The sequence below is a fragment of the Granulicella pectinivorans genome (assembly GCF_900114625.1).
In the GTDB taxonomy this organism is placed as follows: Bacteria; Acidobacteriota; Terriglobia; order Terriglobales; family Acidobacteriaceae; genus Edaphobacter; species Edaphobacter pectinivorans.
This window is the reverse complement of sequence record NZ_FOZL01000001.1, coordinates 1,838,461-1,855,050: the sequence shown is the minus strand read 5'-3', so window position 1 is coordinate 1,855,050 and position 16,590 is coordinate 1,838,461. Positions and strand designations below refer to the sequence as shown.

The window sequence follows — 16,590 nt, the reverse complement described above, 5'->3', positions numbered from 1 at the left end:
AACAGGTTACCGGCCTCCTGCGATCAAGGTGGATTGATTTGAAGAGAGCTGCGCTTTCAACCAGGCCTTGGCGACGCGCCAGTCTCTCTCGACGCTGCTAAGACTGACCTGTAGCTCGACAGCAACTTCGGGATTCGACAGCTCCGAGAAGATCTTAAACTCGGCAACCTGCGCCTGACGTCGGTCTACTTCCGCCAACTGGTTCAGGAATTGATCGATCTGAAGGACCCCCAGCGTGGGATCGGCAAAGCTCTTCAGGGACTCGTCAAGGGGAACCCTTACGGCGGCGGGCCCACCTCGCTTCAGTGCGTTCCGCTCGCGCGCAGCCTCGACAAGAACCTGACGAATGACCCGGGCCGCAATGCGCTTGAAGTGCTGCGGCGAGGTGGAAGCTAGGTGTGGTGATTCCTTGAGACGTATCCAGGCTTCGTGCACCAACGCCGTCGCGCCGAGCGTGGAATGGGCCTCCATGCGCCGGACGGAGACGGCGATACGCCAGAGCTCTTCGTAGACCATGCTGAAAAGCCGGTCGAAATCTTGCGTTCCAAAATCCGCCTCAACCACAGGTCCCCCATGCGGAACGTCCACGATCCCAATTCCTCTTGGACTTTGAGGCTTTCTCCCAATCCAGCAAGAATCCATTGCTGAAGGAACCGAAACGCCGATTCCGATCCTCTTCCACACGGGTTGACTTGCTCATGCTTGATCGAGAGTTGCCCTGTTGCGATCTAGTTTAGCGTAGCGGTCATCTCTCCTCCACAGTGGCTCTCTCGCTACGGACGGAGTCGATTGCAATTTTCGCAAGGGCGAGAACAGACTCTCTAAAACGTACGCCGTCTGTAAGAACAGATAATGTGAGGCCGCTCTCCGCGCATGGATCGCCACTCAAGTGCGTTCCCTCGTTCGGAGGGGCCTTCGTCCTTGACGGCTCCGACAGAATCCGAGGAATGCGCTCACTGGATGGTCGAGTTTCGGCTTGCCGGAAGATCTCCACCATCCGCGCCACTCCGCTTCAAGCGCGTGGACATCGTATCCGGCGCAAGCGAACGGCAGGCCTCATATGTTTCGGGCGGTAGCGTACTGCCCAGAGCCGAAAATAGCCCAATCCGTACCAGGCAATCCTAAAGGTGAAACCCGGTACTATTTTTATCAAGCAGAGACGTTGATTCTAAAACCGCTTATGCGATCCGGTAGGCGACTCTGAAAAGGCCGACGTAGGCGGTTCAATCCCGTCTCTGGCCACCACCAGCGTTACACACCCCTCACGGTTCCTCTCACTGGCATCATTCTGCGGCCAGCAGCTTGAAAGTGCCTTCGACGCAAGCTAGAGTTGCAACATACGGTGAAACGATCCCGCGCATCGGGCAGCCTTGCTTCACCCGTTTCCAGATAAGTGGTTCAGATCTGCGCCTTCCGCATAGCAACGTTGTCCATGGTGAGGGTAAGGACTTTTGAGCTGTCTTTCCGAGACAGGGTTGATTCGCCTCGGCAACCGTGACGGATTTAGATTCCTGAACTAGGGCGAGGCGCACAAGCTTCGATCCGCGTCCGACCATGCTGACCACCACACCGCGGCGCTGGCTGCCGACGATTGTATCGAGTTCCCAGTCTCCGACGCGTGACTTTTCCGCAACAACGGCAGGGCGTTGATCGATGTCCACGCGGTCCGCGATCGGCCCGGATCTCTTGGGTACGAATCGAACCTTGCGCCGAAACGCCGGTAACGGCGGCCCTTGCGGGAGATGGCGATAGAGGTGGCCACCATCGAACTTGTTGTGCCAGGACGTGCCCGTAGATGCGTTCGTAGCTGATTGGGGCAAGCTCGGTCTGGCGGTCTTTGAATCACCGCCGATCTGCTGCGGGCTCCAGCCGAGACGCAGCTTCTCTTCGACGAAGGCCATCATCGAGGGCGTCATCTTCGACGGTCGTCGTCTCCTTTTGCGGTGACGTTTCTCGCGCACTCCTGCGCAAAGTGGTAAGAGTACCTCCCGTCCACCATGTTGCGCCGCCGTTCCCGCCCGACGGTGGAACGGTGGATCTTCAGCTCCCGAGCGATCTCGGCGTCGGGAAACGCCCCGCTTCGTAAGAACTTGAATCTGAACCCGGTCGTCCAGACCCAGGCGTTTGTACGCTGCCATAAATCACCTCCAGTGGCTTAAGCCTCTGGAGGTGATTTACCCGGTCTGTTAGCTTCAGAACAGCCTTGTTGCACTGACAACTTGAAGATGCGGCACAATCATCCTGCACAATTCCTACACAGCTAAAATTTAGCGTCTCAGGCCAAATGGAATCAAAAGCGTCTGAATTCTTTTTCATCTGCTCAGAATGACAGGAGTTTGTGGCGAGATCGGCGAACGAACGGGCCGCTCGGGTAGAATGGCGTGATTGCTCAATAAACTTACCTTCGCGAATCTTGCTCATCGTCCCGTGCGGACGCTTTTGAGCGTTGTGGCCATTGCGGTTGAAGTGACGATGATTCTTACGCTGGTTGGCGTGAGCAACGGCACGCTGCATGAGTCGGCTCGACGGGCCAAGGGGACCGGTGCGGACATCCTGGTGCGGCCTCCGGGGACTTCGGCGCTCTCGTCGCTGAGCTCGGCGCCCATGAACGACAAGCTGCTGCCGGTGTTTGCCGCGGAGCCGCATGTGGTGATCGCCACCGGGACCATGGTGCAGCCGCTGGAGCTGTTCGACACCATCACGGGGCTGGATATGGAACAGTTCTCGAAGATGAGTGGCGGGTTCCGGTTTCTGGCTGGCGGGCCTCCGGTCGAGAAGACGGACATGATCGTCGATGAGCCGTATGCGCGGGAGAAGCATCTGACTGTGGGCAGCACGGTGCGGCTGATCAGCCAGGATTGGAAGATCTCGGGGATCTTTGAGCCGGGCAAGCTGGCTCGCATCGCGGTGAAGGTGGACGCGTTGCAGGAGTTTACGGCGAATCCGCACCGGTTGAGCCAGATCTACCTGAAGCTGGATGATCCGAAGCAGGCGCAGGCGGTGGTGGACGCGATGCGCATCAAGTATCCGGGGTACCAGATTTATACGGTGGAGTACTTCACTTCCCTGCTTTCGGTGAACAGCATTGGGCTGCTTCGGAACTTTACGTATGTCGTGATTGGGATCGCGATGATCGTGGGTTTCATTGTCGTGTTCATGGCGATGTATACGGCGGTGCTCGAGAGAACGAGGGAGATCGGGATTCTGAAGGCGGTGGGAAGCTCGTCGGGGTTGATCCTGAGCATGCTGGTGCGGGAGACGCTGCTGCTGGCGGTGCTGGGGACGATGCTGGGGATCGTGATGACGTACGGGACGCAGTGGATCATGCTGCATGTGGTGCCGAACAGCCTGGTGCAGGAGACGGTGTACGGATGGTGGCCGATTACGGCGGCTGTCGCGATCGCGGGCGCGCTGATCGGGGCGATCATTCCGGGGATCAAGGCTGTGCGGCAGGATGCTACGGAGGCTCTTTCGTATGAGTGAGACTCCCATCATTCAGATCAGGGATTTGACGAAGACGTACCGGGCGGGCGATGTGGATGTCCATGCGCTGCGCGGGGTGAACCTGGACGTGGCGAAGGGCGAGTTTATTGCCGTGGTGGGGTCTTCGGGGTCGGGTAAGTCGACGCTGTTCAATGTGCTGGGCGGGCTGACGCCGCCGACGAGCGGGAGCGTTCATATCGGCGGGAAAGACCTGTCGCATATGACGAACGCCGAGCGGACGAAGCTGCGCAAGGATACGGTGGGGTTTGTGTTTCAGAAGTACAACCTGCTGCCCACGCTGACGGCGGAAGACAACATCAAGATTGTGAAGTATATCGGCGGGCATGCGACTTCCTTCGACGATTCCTTTGAAGAGGTGCTTCGGCTGCTGGGGATCGTGGACCGGATGAAACATAAGCCGAGGGCTCTGTCGGGCGGGCAGCAGCAGCGGGTGGCGATTGCGCGGGCGGTGGCGAACCAGCCGGCGATTCTGCTGGCGGATGAGCCTACGGGGAATCTGGATAGCCAGAACTCGGCGGCGGTGCTGAACCTGTTGAAGGATTTGAATGAGCGGCTGGGGCAGACGATTCTGATGATCACGCATGATCCCGAGGCGGCGGCGTATGCGCACCGGCGGGTGCATATGCGGGATGGGCAGATGACGCCCGGAGCGGTCTAGGCGGCATATCCCACATCTCAGAATCGAGATGTGGGGCACCCGGTTTCGCGGCGCTCAGGTGTTGTGGGGATCGCTGGATTGGAAGCCGTAGGTTTCGTAGTGGGTGGTGAGTTTGCCGTCTTCGACGCGGACGACGGTGAAGCCCTCCGGGGTGCCGAGGCGGGTGCCCTTCCACCAGTTGCCGCAGATGGCTCCGGAGGTGAGGTAGGGGATGCCGTGCCAGTCGACACGCTCGTTGACGTGGGTGTGTCCCTGGAGGACGCCGATGACGTTGTATCCGGCGAAGAGGGGCCAGACCTGTTCGGAGTTGATGAGGGCAACCCAGAGCTTGGGGTCGGGGCTGGGGCGCCAGGCCTCGTACTGAATGATGGCCGAGACGATGGGATAGTGGGTGACCACGATGATGGGCGTGCCATGGGGCTGGGCGGCGAGATCGGCGGCTAGCCACTTCAACTGGTCGGGGTCGATGCGGCCCTGGTAGATGCCGGTGGGCATGATCTGGATGGAGTCGAGGACGATGAAGTGGTGGCCTTTGTGGTCGAAAGAGTAGTACGTCTTGCCGAAGCGGTCTTCGAAGAGGCGCTTGCCGAAGAGCGTGCTGTCGGCGGGTGAGGCGATGCTGGTGTTGGGGTCGGTGCCGATGGCGAAGATGTCGTGATTGCCGAGGGTGTGGTGGACCTTGAGGCCGAGGTCCTGCTCGGTCTTGCCGTAGAGGTCGAAGAGCTGCGAGGCGCGGGCGAGGGTGACCTTGTTGGCGTCGAAGACGTGGTCGCCGCCGTTGATGGCGAAGTCGGCTCGGGCGCCCATGGTGCGGGCGTGACGGAAGGCCATGTCCGTGCCGAGGACGCCGTTGAGTTCCGGCTGGAGATGGGCGTCGGTGAAGAAGAGGAAGGTGAAGGGCTCGGGCTTGGGCGGGAGGGCCAGAGCACGGGGCGCGAGGGCGGCGGCGGTGGCCAGGGCGGCGAAGCGGCGGCGGGAGATGGAAGAAATCATCACCCGCGATGATAAATGGGCGCGCTGGATTGCCTTGGGATTTCGCGGCGCTCCTTCCCACATTGCAGCATCGAGCTTTGGGGAACGCGGATTGTGCGCTCGTTTTAGGTGTTGTGGGGGTCGATGCTCTTGAATCCGTAGGTTTCGTAGCGGGTGGTGAGCTTGTTGTCGGCGACTTCGACCACGGTGAAGCCTTCGGGTGTGCCCATGCGGATGCCCTTCCACCAGTTGCCGCTGACTGCGCCGGAGGTGATGTAAGGGATGCCATGCCACTCGATGCGCTCGTTGATGTGGGTGTGGCCCTGCAGGACGCCGAGGACATTGTGGCCTTCGAAGAGCTTGATGACGGCGGGACCGTTGATGAAGGCGGTGCTTTTGGCGGCGACCGGTTCGGGCGGCAGGTAACTGTAGAAGGCCGTCACGAGGGGGATGTGGGTGGTGACGATGATGGGCGTGCCCTGGGGTTGGGCGGCGAGGTCTTTGGCGAGCCACTGGAGCTGGTCGTCGTCAATGCGGGCTTCGTAGTGGTGATCGTCGGTGATGCCGATGGAGTCGAGGGTGATGAAGTGGTGGCCTTTGTGATCGAAGGAGTACCAGGTGGGCCCGAAGCGGTCGGCGAAGAGCTTTTTGCCATAGAGGGGGTCGGTGGGAGGGGTGCCGCTGGCGGTGTAGACGCCGAGGCAATCGTGGTTGCCGAGGGTGTGGTGGACCTTGAGGCCGAGGTCCTGCTCGGTTTTGGCGTAGAGGTCGAGGTTGCGGATGGCGGTGGCCCTGGGGGTACCGAGGGCGTCGAAGATGTGATCGCCTCCCTGAATGGCAAAGTCGGCCGGGATGGTGCGGGCGTGCTTCATGGCCATGTCCGTGCCCTGGACGGCGTTGAGTTCGGGCTGGAGATGGGTGTCTGTGAGGAAGAGGAAGGTGAAGGAGCCGGGTTTCGGCGCGAGGGCCAGGGCTGCACGGGGCGCGAGGCTGGCGGCGGCGGCGAGGGTAACGAAGCGGCGGCGGGTTATCGAAGGGGTCACCCCGTGATGATAATCACGGACGAAGACGATACGATGAACGCATGAGATATGTTCTTGCTTTGCTGGCTCTGGCGGGACTGGTGGTAAGCGTATTGGCGCTGCGGGTACACAACATGGACCCGGGGCTGGCTCCGCCGTGCGCGGTGACCGAGCACTGGGACTGCGGTGCGGTGAACCATAGCCGGTTCGCGGTGTTTCCGCCACGGTCGTTCGACGAGGACGAGCACTCGGGCAAGATTCATGTGCCGGTGGCGGCGATTGGCATTGCGGGGTACTCGGTGATGCTGGTGCTTTCGCTGTTCGGGCTGGTGAAGGTGGTCCGGGAGCTGGCGCTGGTGGGTTTTCTGTGCGCGGGGATGCTGACGTATCTCGAGGCGTATGTGCTGGAGAAGTGGTGCATCTACTGCGTGTGGTCGCAGGGGATTATCACGGTGCTGCTTCTGGTGGCGATTGTGGCGGCGCTGATGGATGGAAAGAGCTGGTCCAGGACGTACCAGTGGAAGGGGACGCCTTCGCACTGAGGGGGCGTGCCGGAGTCCCGAGAGCAACCGTAGACCTCCTGCGGGGGATGACAACCGATCGCAGCAGATGCGTCCGCGGGGCGGTCTGCATCTGAATGGGTTGGGAGATTGTTTATGTGGCCTAAGTTGTTGGAGTTGCTGCCTCACCTGACGCGTCTGGTGCCGATGCTGGAACGGTATCTGAACTCTCGACAGGTGAAGGACAGGGAAAACGAAGCGGCGCTGATGGCGCTGGCGGAAACGGTGCGGGGTGACCTGGGGCAGGTGACGGCGGCGCACGCTGGGCTGTACCGTCAGTTGCAGGGTCTGAGCGCGCAAATAGCGGTGCTGGAAGAGGAACTGAAAGCCACACGGGCAGCGGCGGAACGGGCTGAGGCGGCAGCGTTTCTTCCGGACAAGAACCTGGAATCGATGATGGTTTGGGTGAAGGGCGGCGTGCTGGGGATTGGCGGGATGATGATTCTGGCCCTGATTCTGTTGATCGCGCGACATTAAGGAGTGGTGGAAACCCACACCCCGGAATCGGGATGTGGAGCACCCGTCTTGTAGCCGCTTCGCACCGGCGTAGAATTATTTGTATGGGAATTACGCGCGCGCAGGCTTTGGATTGCTTCAACTCAGACGATCTGATCGGGATTGGCATGGAGGCCGACGCGGTGCGGCGGCGGCTGCATCCTGAGGGCGTGGTGAGCTACATCATCGACCGCAACATCAACTACACGAACTTCTGCACGGAGTACTGCACGTTCTGCGCGTTTTACCGCCCGTTGAAGGGCAAGCTGGCCGCGGAGGGGTACATCCTGTCGTTCGAGACGATCTACGAGAAGATCCGCGAGACGCTGGAGATGGGCGGGACGGGCGTGCTGATGCAGGGCGGGATCCATCCGGACCTGAAGATCGACTGGTTCGAGAGCCTGTTTACGGGGATCAAGACGCGGTTTCCTTCGATCTGGCTGCACTGCCTTTCGGCGAGTGAGATTCTGGCGATCGCGGAGTACTCGGAGATCAGCCTGCGGGATACGATCATGCGGCTGCGGGATGCGGGTCTGGACTCGATTCCGGGCGGCGGCGCGGAGATTCTGGATGACGAGGTACGGCACAAGATTGCACGGCTGAAGTGCAAGACGCAGGACTGGGTGGACGTCCACCGGACGGCACATGAGCTGGGCATGCGGACGACGGCGACGATGATGTTTGGCGTCGGCGAGACCTTTGAGCATCGGGTGAACCATTTCGAGGTCGTCCGGCGGCTGCAGGAAGAGACCGGCGGGTTCACGGCGTTTATTCCTTGGAGCTTTCAGCCGAACAACACGGCTCTGGGCGGGCGCGGCTGGGATGAGGCCACTTCGGTGGAGTATCTGAAGACGCTGGCGATCTCGCGGATGTATCTGGACAACATCGAGAATGTGCAGTCGAGCTGGGTGACGCAGGGGCTGAAGGTGCTGCAGATGGGGCTTCGGTTCGGCGGGAACGATGTTGGGTCGGTGATGCTCGAAGAGAACGTGGTGCGGGCGGCCGGGACGGCGAACTGCACGACGGAGGAAGAGTTGCGACGGATTATTCGGGATGCAGGGTTCAAGCCGGTGCAGCGGGATACGCTGTACCGGACGATGTTCCTGAACTAAGGCTACGCGGTGATTAGGCCAGCCTCTTCGATGGCGGCCGAGATTGCCTCGTCAGCCACACCTCGCTTGCGGAGGCTTTCGGTGAGAGCTTGCACCTGAGAGCCACTGAGTCTTTCCAGATCTCTGCGCAGAGCCTGCCCGATATAAGCCTTCATCAGCGGCTGGTATCCCGAAAAGCCCAACGCCGGAGCGATCTCCTTGAGATCGTCGATGACGTCCTGGGGCATGCGGATGCTGATGGTCGTCATTTGCCTATCCTTGGACAGGCGCTGCTTGATTCTTTCAGTGACCGTCTTCATCGAGTCTTCTTTCTTTTGCGGTGGCTTCACGCGCTGAGACGATGCGACTCCAGTCGTCCCTGCGGATGAGGTGTACGACAAACATGAGCTTCCAATCTTCATTGACGCCGATGGCCGCGTCTCGCGTCTCTATCCTCCACGCTCGCATCGGTCTGACGAACAAACGGATCGAAGAAGACATCGCATGCTGTCTCAAAGCGAATGCCGTGCTTCGCCAGGTTCGCTGCGGCTTTGTCCCCGTCCCAGATGAACTGCTGGCCGCGATGGGAAGAAGAGAACATCCACAATGCAGGTATATACTTTGCATATACCTGCGTCAATCCGGAGCAGGAATTTGCCTCTGCGTGCAAGTGGGAACGGTCACGTACAATTCTTGTTGATCGACCACTTCTGATTCTGGGGTTCTGCTTCTGTCTCTTCTCTTTCATGTGCAGTCGGTTTGTGCGAGCGCTTTGGTGCTGGCTCCGAAGGGGCTGGGCGGTTATCTGCGGTCGCACTACCTCGACAAGACGTTTCAGGGGATTTACAAGCTGGACTGGTTCGACCTTTCGCTGCTGATTCCCTACTTCGTGGTGATGGTGATTCTGGCGTTTTACGGTATTCACCGGTATCAACTGGTGTGGCTGTACTACCGGAACAAGAAGAACGCCTCGAAGTGGAATGAGCCTGTGGCACGGTTTGGCGAGGGCCAACTTCCGTTTGTGACGATCCAACTGCCGATTTATAACGAGCAGTTCGTGATCGACCGGCTGATCGAGGCGTGCTGCCGGATCGACTATCCGCGGGACCGGTTCGAGATCCAGGTGCTGGATGACTCGACCGACGAGACCGTGGAGGTGGCGCGCGGGATCGTGGAGAAGTATGCGGCTGGGTTTGGGGATCTGGCGCCGCAGCCGATTGTGTATCTGCACAGGACCAACCGGTATGGGTATAAGGCCGGGGCGCTCGATGAGGGGCTGAAGGTCGCCAAGGGCGATCTGATCGCGATCTTCGATGCGGATTTTGTGCCTCCGCCGGAGTGGGTGATGCAGGTGGTGCATCACTTCGCCGAGCCGGGGATTGGCATGGTGCAGACGCGATGGACGCACCTGAACCGCGACTACAGCTTCCTGACGCAGGTGGAGGCGATCCTGCTGGATGGGCACTTTGTGCTGGAGCACGGCGGGCGGTCGCGCGCTGGGGTTTTCTTCAACTTCAATGGAACCGCGGGCATGTGGCGGCGGGAGACGATCGGCGAGGCGGGCGGATGGCAACATGACACGCTGACCGAGGACACCGACCTGAGCTACCGGGCGCAGATGGTGGGCTGGAAGTTCAAGTATCTGCAGGATGTCGAATGTCCGGCGGAGCTGCCGATCGAGATGACGGCTTTCAAGACGCAGCAGGCGCGCTGGGCAAAGGGCCTGATCCAGACGGGGAAGAAGATTCTGCCGCGGGTACTGAAGAGCGATGCCCCGTTCCATACGAAGCTGGAGGCCTGGTATCACCTGACGGCGAACCTGAGCTATCCGCTGATGATTGTGCTGAGCACGCTGCTGATGCCGGCGATGATCATCCGTAGCTACCAGGGCTGGGTGCAGATGCTGCTGATCGACTTTCCGCTGTTCATGGCGAGCACGATGTCGGTCTCGAGCTTCTACCTGGTGAGCCAGAAGGAGCTCTTCCCGAAGACGTGGTGGAAGACGTTTCTGTATCTGCCGTTCCTGATGGCGCTGGGCGTAGGCCTGACGATTACCAACACGAAGGCGGTGCTGGAGGCGTTGTTCGGGGTGAAGTCGGCGTTTGCGCGAACGCCGAAGTACCGGGTGTCGGCGAAGGGCGAGAAGTCGCAGGCGAAGGTGTACCGGAAGCGGCTGGGGATTGTGCCGTGGATCGAGCTGGCGATCGGATGCTACTTTACGGCGACGGTCTGGTATGCGATCTCGAGCGAGAATTACTTTACCGTGCCGTTCCTGCTGCTGTTCGTGCTGGGGTACTGGTACACGGGACTGCTGAGCCTGCTGCAGGGACGCTTCGAGCGGAACAGCGGGACTTCGGTTCACGAGAAGCCGTATCCTGTTGGAATCTAAGGTTGATGTGAGAGCATAGCGCTATGCTCCCGTTCCTGCTCGTTGCGCTGTCTCTCATTCCCGGTTACCTGATTCCGGTGCTGGCATCGCTTTTCTTCTCCCTGCTGATGGGCCGCATGGCTCCGGAGAAGCTGCACTCTCACGGGCGGATCAAGACGGGGTTCGTGGTTGCCCACACGGTGGTGTGGGGGTTGGCCTCGGTGGGGTCAGGATATGTGATCGCGGCGGTATGTCCGGAGTTCAAGATACTGGCTTGTCTGCTGGGAGCGATGCTTCTGATTGGAGCTCTGTTCTCCAATGTGACGCTGATGAAAAAGAAGCAGTCCACGGCACAGATTGGCGGGATGGTCGTGGCAACGGTGCTGGGAATTGCGGCTGGGCTGACGGTCTTTCTGAAGACCGCACCGACTGCCTGAAGGGTAGGCGTCACAACAAAGGCCCGGCTTGATCGCCGGGCCTTTCTGTTTGTCGATTGCTTTGACGCTGCGTTTAGAAGCGGATGCCGATCGTTACCGGGATGTAGCTGGTGGTGCTGCTGTTCCCCGGATAGAGGTTGGTGGCGGCCACGCTGTAGGCGCGGGCGCTGTTGAAGTTGTGCACGAAGCGGGCCTCGGCGTAGAACTTCTGGTTGGCGAAGCGGGAGGGCTTCCAGGTCATGCCGAGACCGCCGTTGATGCCAGGTGCATTCGAGGTGTACTGGTCGAAGGTCTGGTTCGCGCTGTAGGTGTAGCAGTAGCCGTAGTAGTCGCAGTACTGCCCGGTGGCAGGCAGGGTGAACTGGGTGACCTTGTGATAGAAACCAGCGCCGACGACGGCGTAGGCACCGTAGCTGTCACCCTGGTAGAAGTTGTAGGTCGGGTTGAGGGTGAAGGACCAGACGTGGGTGTTGCCATCGAGGCCGGTGAGGTCCGCCGTGTTGCCGAAATAGCTGCTGTAGATGGAGTACTGATTGGTGATGACCTGGCCGGGAAGGCCGAACTGATCCCAGTCGAACTGGGCGATGATGCCGAACTTCTTGTTGAAGTTGTAGCCGACGCCGACCTGCGCCTTCCAACTGATTTTGAGGTAGTTGGTGCTGACGTCAACGGGGTTGGTGAAGCCTCCGCCGGCGAGGAAGGCGAGCTTGGAGCTGCCATCGGCGTTGTGCATGCGGTCGGAGTAGTTGGGGCGGCCATAGCGGCGGCGTGGCGGAGGCTGAAGAGCATCGTCCGCCTTGAAGCTGAGAGCATCGGGCGACACGGTGGAGTCGGAGCCTACGCTTGAGGAGTAGCCGATGCCATCGTCGGAGAGACGGGGAGTAGCGGCGGCGAGATTGAAGAGAGCGGGCTGGTGCAGTTCAGCGATGACCGTTCCGGTCGCGGCGGTCTGCTGGGCGTGAAGCACAACGGAACCAGAGGCAGCAAAGAGGGCGACAGCCGACACGCGGCAAAGGGCGGCAGAAAAGCTCCGATTGATTCTCATTCTGGTGAACTCCTGGAGAAGACTTCTATCCGGGTTTGAACCCGGTTCATCTCAATTTGTTTTGTTAGACGCTTCCGGCAGGGGCCGGGTAACGTGAATGCGATGCAAGGTTTCGATAGGGTGAAGGAGCTGGGGAGTGAAAAACAGAGGCGTCCCTATGGTACCGGGACGCCTCTGCGTTTGGCTGTGAAGACCTGTTTTTAGTGAATATCGAACTGCTCCGGATGGAGGCTGGGATCGCTCTTGATGAGGATGGTCTTGCCGCACATCTCTTCCATCTCCTGCAGCCACTTGGATCCGGAGACCTTGAGCTGCTTGACGACATCGGGATGCACGCGCAGCATAACGTCGCCGCGGTCCAGATGCTTGTGCATCTTGCGCATCTCGATATAGATGTCGTTGCAGACGGTGATGGGCGATTTGACCATACCGGTGCCGGTGCAGACGTTGCAGGTGGTCGAGAGGGTGCGCTCGAGGGACTGCTTGACGCGCTTGCGGGTGATGGCGACGAGGCCGAAGTCGTTGAACGGCAGCACCTTGGATGGGGCGCGATCGTTCTTGAGCTCGTCTTCGAGAGCCTGCATGACGCGGTTGCGGTTCTTGCGCTCATCCATATCGATGAAGTCGATGATGATGATGCCGCCGAGGTCGCGCAGACGGATCTGGCGGACGATCTCGGGGATGGCGTCGAGGTTGGTCTTGACGATGGTGTCTTCGAGGCGGGCAGTCTTGCCGACGAACTTGCCGGTGTTGATGTCGATCGCGACGAGGGCCTCGGTCTGGTTGATGACGATGGATCCGCCGGACTTGAGCCAGACCTTCGAGCGCAGGGCCTTGTTGATCTCCTCCGTGATGCCGAACTGCTCGAAGAGGGGGGTCTCCTTCGAGTAGAGCTTGACGCGGCGGATGAGCGACGGCTGGAAGCGCTGGAGGAAGCGGAGGATGCGCTCGTAGTCGGTCTCGGTGTCGACCCAGATGGCGGAGAAGTTATCCGTGACCTGGTCGCGCAGGATGCGCTCGACGAGGTTGAGATCGTGATAGATGAGGGCAGGCGACTTCGAGGACTCGGAGCGGGTCTTGATGTCGGCCCAGAGGTTGAGGAGGAAGCGGAGGTCGGAGCGGAGCTCCTCTTCGCTGGCGCCCGCGGCGGCGGTGCGGACGATGAAGCCGCCGGCTGCGTCACCCTTTTCGGAGAGCAGAATCTCCTTCAGGCGGCGGCGCTCGCCGTCGGACTCGATCTTGCGGGAGACGCCGGTGTGGGCGACGGTGGGCATGAAGACCAGGAAACGGCCGGGAAGGGCGATGTGCGAGGTGATGCGCGCACCCTTCTTGGCGATGGGCTCCTTGGCGATCTGGCAGAGGAGCTCCTGTCCGGGCTTGAGGAGGTCGGAGATGGCGGGGAGGTTGGTGGCCTGCATGGACTGGCGTCCGCCGGAGCGGTTGGAACGGCCACGATCGCGGTCGCCGGAGCCGCCGGTGTTGCGAGCGCGCTCGCCGAGGCCACTGCGGTCGCGGTCGGAGCCGCGATCTGAACTGCGATCTGAGCCACGATCGGGGCTGGAGGAGGAGCCTTCGCGGTTTCCGCTGTTGCGGTCGCGATCACGGCCTCCGCGGCCACGGTCGCGGTCGCGTCCACGGCCACCCTCGCGGCGGCGGCGAACGTCACCGTTGGGGCTGGAGGGGATGCGGCCTTCGGGGCGGGACTCGCCGCCTTCGGCGTTGGCGTAGGAGGGGTCGCTGTCGGCGGACTGGCTGAAGGGCTGGTCTTCGGAGGATTCGGACTGCTCTTCCTGGCCCTCTTCGAATTCTTCGTCGTCGCCGAGTTCGGAGTCCTGGAAGGCGTCTTCTTCAAGGGTGTCTTCCTCGAAGTCTTCGTCGTCTTCCTCGATGGTAGGCTCGGTGCGCGTGATGTGGTCGATGGACATCTCGCGGATCATGGTGCCGAGGTCGGCGGCGTTGTCCAGCGGCTCCTGCTCGGCGTCGTCCTCGAGATCCTCGTAGGCGTGGGCGTGGAGGGTGTGGGCGGTGTCGAGCTCTTCTTCCTCGAGGAAGTCCTCTTCGAGAACGCCCTGGCCGGGAGCGAAGTGCTGGGGCTCGGGGGCTGCTTCCGCGACCGGCGCTGCGGAGAGCATGTCGCCGGAGGGCTCGATGGTGGTGACGTTGGGCTCGACTTCGGAATCAGCACGGTAGTTGCCGGTTCCCTCGGGGTGCAGGGGCTCGGGGATCGTGTCCTCATCGGCCTGATCGGCGGGGATGGCTTCTTCCGTCGCCGGTGCTTCACTGGCGTAGAGGGATTCGAGGTGCTCGGGGGTGGCCTCGTGGACCGGCTCCGGAACGAAGACTTCGCCGGACGGGGCTACTTCGAGGTGCTGGACTGGCTCGGGCGCGGCCTCGACCTCGGGGGGCGGGGGTGCGCTCTGGCGGAACTCGCTGGGGGCCACGGGATCGATGCGATAGGAGGCGGAGGCCTCTTCAGGCTCGTACTCCTGCTCGACCTTCGGCTGCTCGGGCTCGGCGTAGGCGAGCTCTACGGTTTCGACGGGCTGCGTCTCAGCGGCTTCGTTGTGGGGATGCTCGACCGTCGGCTCGGGGAGGTTGTGCACGGGCTCGGCGATGATGTGCTGGGCGGTCTCCTCGGCGTGCGCGTAACCGGAGACGGGTCCACCGGACTGAAGGTCGGGGGCGGGCTCGGTTGCGGGGACGACGTAGGAGGCTACCGGGGTGGGCGCGGAGTGCTCGGCGTAGTTTTCGCGGTTGTCGCGACGAGGGCCACGGTCACGGTCGCGTCCGTCGCGGCGGCCATCACGGCCTCCACGGTCGCGTCCGCCGCGGTCGTTGCGGTCGGTACGGTCATTACGGTCACTGAAACCGCCGGTGGATCCGCCGGTGGATCCACCGGAGCGGGGACGGATGGTCTCGCCGGGGAGAACGGCGCCGCCATCCCATCCGCTGACGACGAAGTCAGAGACAGGCGGGGCTGCGGGAGCGGAAGATGCCTGGGGGCTGGAGGCCTGGTCGTCGCCCTTGCGGTACTTGCCGAGGGACTCGCCGGGAAGGATGAGGGGCTCGATGGCCGGGCCGAGATCGGCGGCGGCTTCGATGGGCTGCTCGGGCTCGCCGTCCACGATGTAGGAGCCGCGGGGGGCGAAGCCACGGGGAACGCGGGGTCCGCGATCGCCACGGTCGTTGCGGTTGCCACGGTCGCGTCCGTTACGGTCGCTACGGTCGCCGCGGGGGCGGTCCTGGCGAGTAAAGTTTTCAGGCTCAGCGACGGGGGCTGCTTCTACGGGAGCGGCACTGCCGTCGATATCGAAGGTTGCGGGCTCGTCGAACTCTTCTGCCTCGAAGGCGGGCTCGATCGGAGCGCCCGGGGCGAGGATCGCGTCGGTGGACGGCGTGCCCTCGGGGCGGTTTCCACCGCGTCCGCGACGGCGGCCACGGCGACCGCGCCAGCGGCGGCTCCCGTCGGCTCCGGGTGCGCCTTCGCCGATGGCGGCATCGGTTGCCGGGGATTCGTCGAGCTCGGACTCAGCGAGAACGGGGCGGGGCTCGAGCTCGCGGGGAGCTTCGACAGGGGTCTGGGCGAAGCGGGGCGCGTCGCCGTTCTGAGGCTGACGGTCGCCGCGATCTCCACGGCCACGACCACGGCCGCGACCACGGCCACCACGGTCGTTGCGTTCGCGGTTGCCGCCGAATTCGCCTTCGCGGCCTTCGCTGGCCTGGGCGATGTCGCCCTGGGGGGTGGCGGACTGCTGCTCCTGGTTGCGCTCGGAGACGTAGCCCGCGTTCCGGTCGCGATCGCCACGGTCGTTGCGGTTGCCACGGTCGCGGTTTCCGCCTTCCCGGTTGCCCCCCTCACGGGGCGCGCTGTCGCGATTTCCCTCGAGGGTGCGGGGTGCGCGGGGCGCGGCGTCGCCGTGATCGAAGTCGGCGGAGTCGCCTGCTTCTTCCATGAAATCAGTGATGTAGAGGAAGGCGTCGCGCTCGAGGCCGATGTCCACGAAGCTGGACTGCATGCCGGGGAGGACGCGGGTGACTTTACCGTTGTAGATGGAGCCGGCGAGGGTGTATTCGTTCTCGCGCTCGTAGTAGATCTCGGTGAGTTCGTCGTTTTCGACGATGGCAAGCCGCGTCTCGTGCGGCGTACTGGAGATGTAAATTTCTTTCGACATTCTGCTCTGTCCGTTTCTGCCGTTTTCGGCAGGCCGTACAGGCGAAAGTTTCTTTCCGCGATGCTCCCGATCAATCAGGAGCTAGGCGCGGAGCCCCGGGGGTGCGGACAAGTTGCGGGATGCAGAAGCGACGGCGTTCAAGACCAAACCTGCGGGATGCGCTGGACGACCGGAACCTGAGCCTGCGCGTGGCGCGGCCGGAAGGTGGGCAGAACAGGGGAAATCCTGGAGGGGGAGACCGGAGACGCGTACCTTTGCTTCAAACG

At 61.9% G+C, this 16,590-nt stretch carries 14 protein-coding genes; 7 read left to right on the top strand and 7 right to left on the bottom strand.

All coding sequences use genetic code 11. The features are described 5' to 3' along the window. Positions 1-6: 6 nt before the first annotated feature. A complete protein-coding gene (locus BM400_RS07460; RefSeq protein WP_175528913.1) occupies positions 7-588 on the bottom strand; it encodes an ECF-type sigma factor in 582 nt (193 codons plus the stop codon). A gap of 695 nt (positions 589-1,283) precedes the next feature. Then, positions 1,284-2,138, bottom strand: a complete 855-nt coding sequence (locus BM400_RS07455; RefSeq protein WP_141223837.1) for an IS30 family transposase — start codon at positions 2,136-2,138, stop codon at positions 1,284-1,286. A gap of 247 nt (positions 2,139-2,385) precedes the next feature. Between BM400_RS07455 and BM400_RS07450 the strand changes: the two genes are divergently transcribed. Both BM400_RS07450 and BM400_RS07445 read left to right on the top strand, forming a co-directional pair. Then, positions 2,386-3,483 carry an ABC transporter permease gene (locus BM400_RS07450; RefSeq protein WP_089838077.1) on the top strand — a complete coding sequence of 366 codons (1,098 nt, stop codon included), beginning with the start codon at positions 2,386-2,388 and terminating at the stop codon, positions 3,481-3,483. Continuing rightward, the gene (locus BM400_RS07445; protein WP_089838075.1) at positions 3,476-4,162 is read left to right on the top strand and encodes an ABC transporter ATP-binding protein; all 687 of its coding nucleotides are present in this window, start codon (positions 3,476-3,478) and stop codon (positions 4,160-4,162) included. The genes BM400_RS07450 and BM400_RS07445 overlap by 8 nt, the downstream gene beginning before the upstream one ends. 54 nt (positions 4,163-4,216) lie before the next feature. Here BM400_RS07445 and BM400_RS07440 read toward each other — a convergent pair whose 3' ends face one another. Next, positions 4,217-5,155: a metallophosphoesterase family protein gene (locus tag BM400_RS07440; RefSeq protein WP_089838073.1), complete on the bottom strand. Its 939-nt coding sequence runs from the start codon at positions 5,153-5,155 to the stop codon at positions 4,217-4,219. A gap of 104 nt (positions 5,156-5,259) precedes the next feature. Next, positions 5,260-6,177 (bottom strand): metallophosphoesterase family protein, encoded by a 918-nt coding sequence (locus BM400_RS07435; RefSeq protein WP_175528912.1) that lies wholly within the window; start codon positions 6,175-6,177, stop codon positions 5,260-5,262. Between the two features lie 41 nt (positions 6,178-6,218). Between BM400_RS07435 and BM400_RS07430 the strand changes: the two genes are divergently transcribed. The 3 genes from BM400_RS07430 to mqnC all read left to right on the top strand — a co-directional run bounded on the left by BM400_RS07430 (position 6,219) and on the right by mqnC (position 8,323). Further along, positions 6,219-6,698 (top strand): vitamin K epoxide reductase family protein, encoded by a 480-nt coding sequence (locus BM400_RS07430; RefSeq protein ID WP_089838072.1) that lies wholly within the window; start codon positions 6,219-6,221, stop codon positions 6,696-6,698. A gap of 114 nt (positions 6,699-6,812) precedes the next feature. Beyond that, the gene (locus BM400_RS07425) at positions 6,813-7,193 is read left to right on the top strand and encodes a hypothetical protein (RefSeq protein ID WP_089838070.1); all 381 of its coding nucleotides are present in this window, start codon (positions 6,813-6,815) and stop codon (positions 7,191-7,193) included. An 83-nt stretch (positions 7,194-7,276) separates the two neighbouring features. Continuing rightward, positions 7,277-8,323, top strand: coding sequence for a cyclic dehypoxanthinyl futalosine synthase (gene mqnC / locus BM400_RS07420; RefSeq protein ID WP_089838068.1), 1,047 nt, complete (start codon positions 7,277-7,279; stop codon positions 8,321-8,323). A gap of 2 nt (positions 8,324-8,325) precedes the next feature. Here mqnC and BM400_RS07415 read toward each other — a convergent pair whose 3' ends face one another. Continuing rightward, a complete protein-coding gene (locus BM400_RS07415; protein ID WP_245781736.1) occupies positions 8,326-8,652 on the bottom strand; it encodes a hypothetical protein in 327 nt (108 codons plus the stop codon). 398 nt (positions 8,653-9,050) lie between these two features. Between BM400_RS07415 and BM400_RS07405 the strand changes: the two genes are divergently transcribed. Both BM400_RS07405 and BM400_RS07400 read left to right on the top strand, forming a co-directional pair. Continuing rightward, the gene (locus tag BM400_RS07405) at positions 9,051-10,691 is read left to right on the top strand and encodes a cellulose synthase family protein (protein ID WP_089838063.1); all 1,641 of its coding nucleotides are present in this window, start codon (positions 9,051-9,053) and stop codon (positions 10,689-10,691) included. 23 nt (positions 10,692-10,714) lie between these two features. Continuing rightward, positions 10,715-11,107: a hypothetical protein gene (locus BM400_RS07400; RefSeq protein ID WP_089838061.1), complete on the top strand. Its 393-nt coding sequence runs from the start codon at positions 10,715-10,717 to the stop codon at positions 11,105-11,107. A gap of 73 nt (positions 11,108-11,180) precedes the next feature. Here BM400_RS07400 and BM400_RS07395 read toward each other — a convergent pair whose 3' ends face one another. Both BM400_RS07395 and BM400_RS07390 read right to left on the bottom strand, forming a co-directional pair. Next, the gene (locus BM400_RS07395) at positions 11,181-12,152 is read right to left on the bottom strand and encodes a porin family protein (RefSeq protein WP_141223836.1); all 972 of its coding nucleotides are present in this window, start codon (positions 12,150-12,152) and stop codon (positions 11,181-11,183) included. A gap of 200 nt (positions 12,153-12,352) precedes the next feature. After that, positions 12,353-16,324 carry an Rne/Rng family ribonuclease gene (locus BM400_RS07390; RefSeq protein WP_089838057.1) on the bottom strand — a complete coding sequence of 1,324 codons (3,972 nt, stop codon included), beginning with the start codon at positions 16,322-16,324 and terminating at the stop codon, positions 12,353-12,355. Positions 16,325-16,590 lie beyond the last annotated feature (266 nt).

Coding starts and splice junctions, on each gene's coding strand:
- BM400_RS07390 (WP_089838057.1), bottom strand. CDS start 16,324: ATGTCGAAAGAAATTTACATCTCCAGTACGCCGCACGAGACGCGGCTT.
- BM400_RS07395 (WP_141223836.1), bottom strand. CDS start 12,152: ATGAGAATCAATCGGAGCTTTTCTGCCGCCCTTTGCCGCGTGTCGGCT.
- BM400_RS07455 (WP_141223837.1), bottom strand. CDS start 2,138: ATGGCAGCGTACAAACGCCTGGGTCTGGACGACCGGGTTCAGATTCAA.
- BM400_RS07445 (WP_089838075.1), top strand. CDS start 3,476: ATGAGTGAGACTCCCATCATTCAGATCAGGGATTTGACGAAGACGTAC.
- BM400_RS07400 (WP_089838061.1), top strand. CDS start 10,715: ATGCTCCCGTTCCTGCTCGTTGCGCTGTCTCTCATTCCCGGTTACCTG.
- mqnC (WP_089838068.1), top strand. CDS start 7,277: ATGGGAATTACGCGCGCGCAGGCTTTGGATTGCTTCAACTCAGACGAT.
- BM400_RS07425 (WP_089838070.1), top strand. CDS start 6,813: ATGTGGCCTAAGTTGTTGGAGTTGCTGCCTCACCTGACGCGTCTGGTG.
- BM400_RS07430 (WP_089838072.1), top strand. CDS start 6,219: ATGAGATATGTTCTTGCTTTGCTGGCTCTGGCGGGACTGGTGGTAAGC.
- BM400_RS07440 (WP_089838073.1), bottom strand. CDS start 5,155: ATGATTTCTTCCATCTCCCGCCGCCGCTTCGCCGCCCTGGCCACCGCC.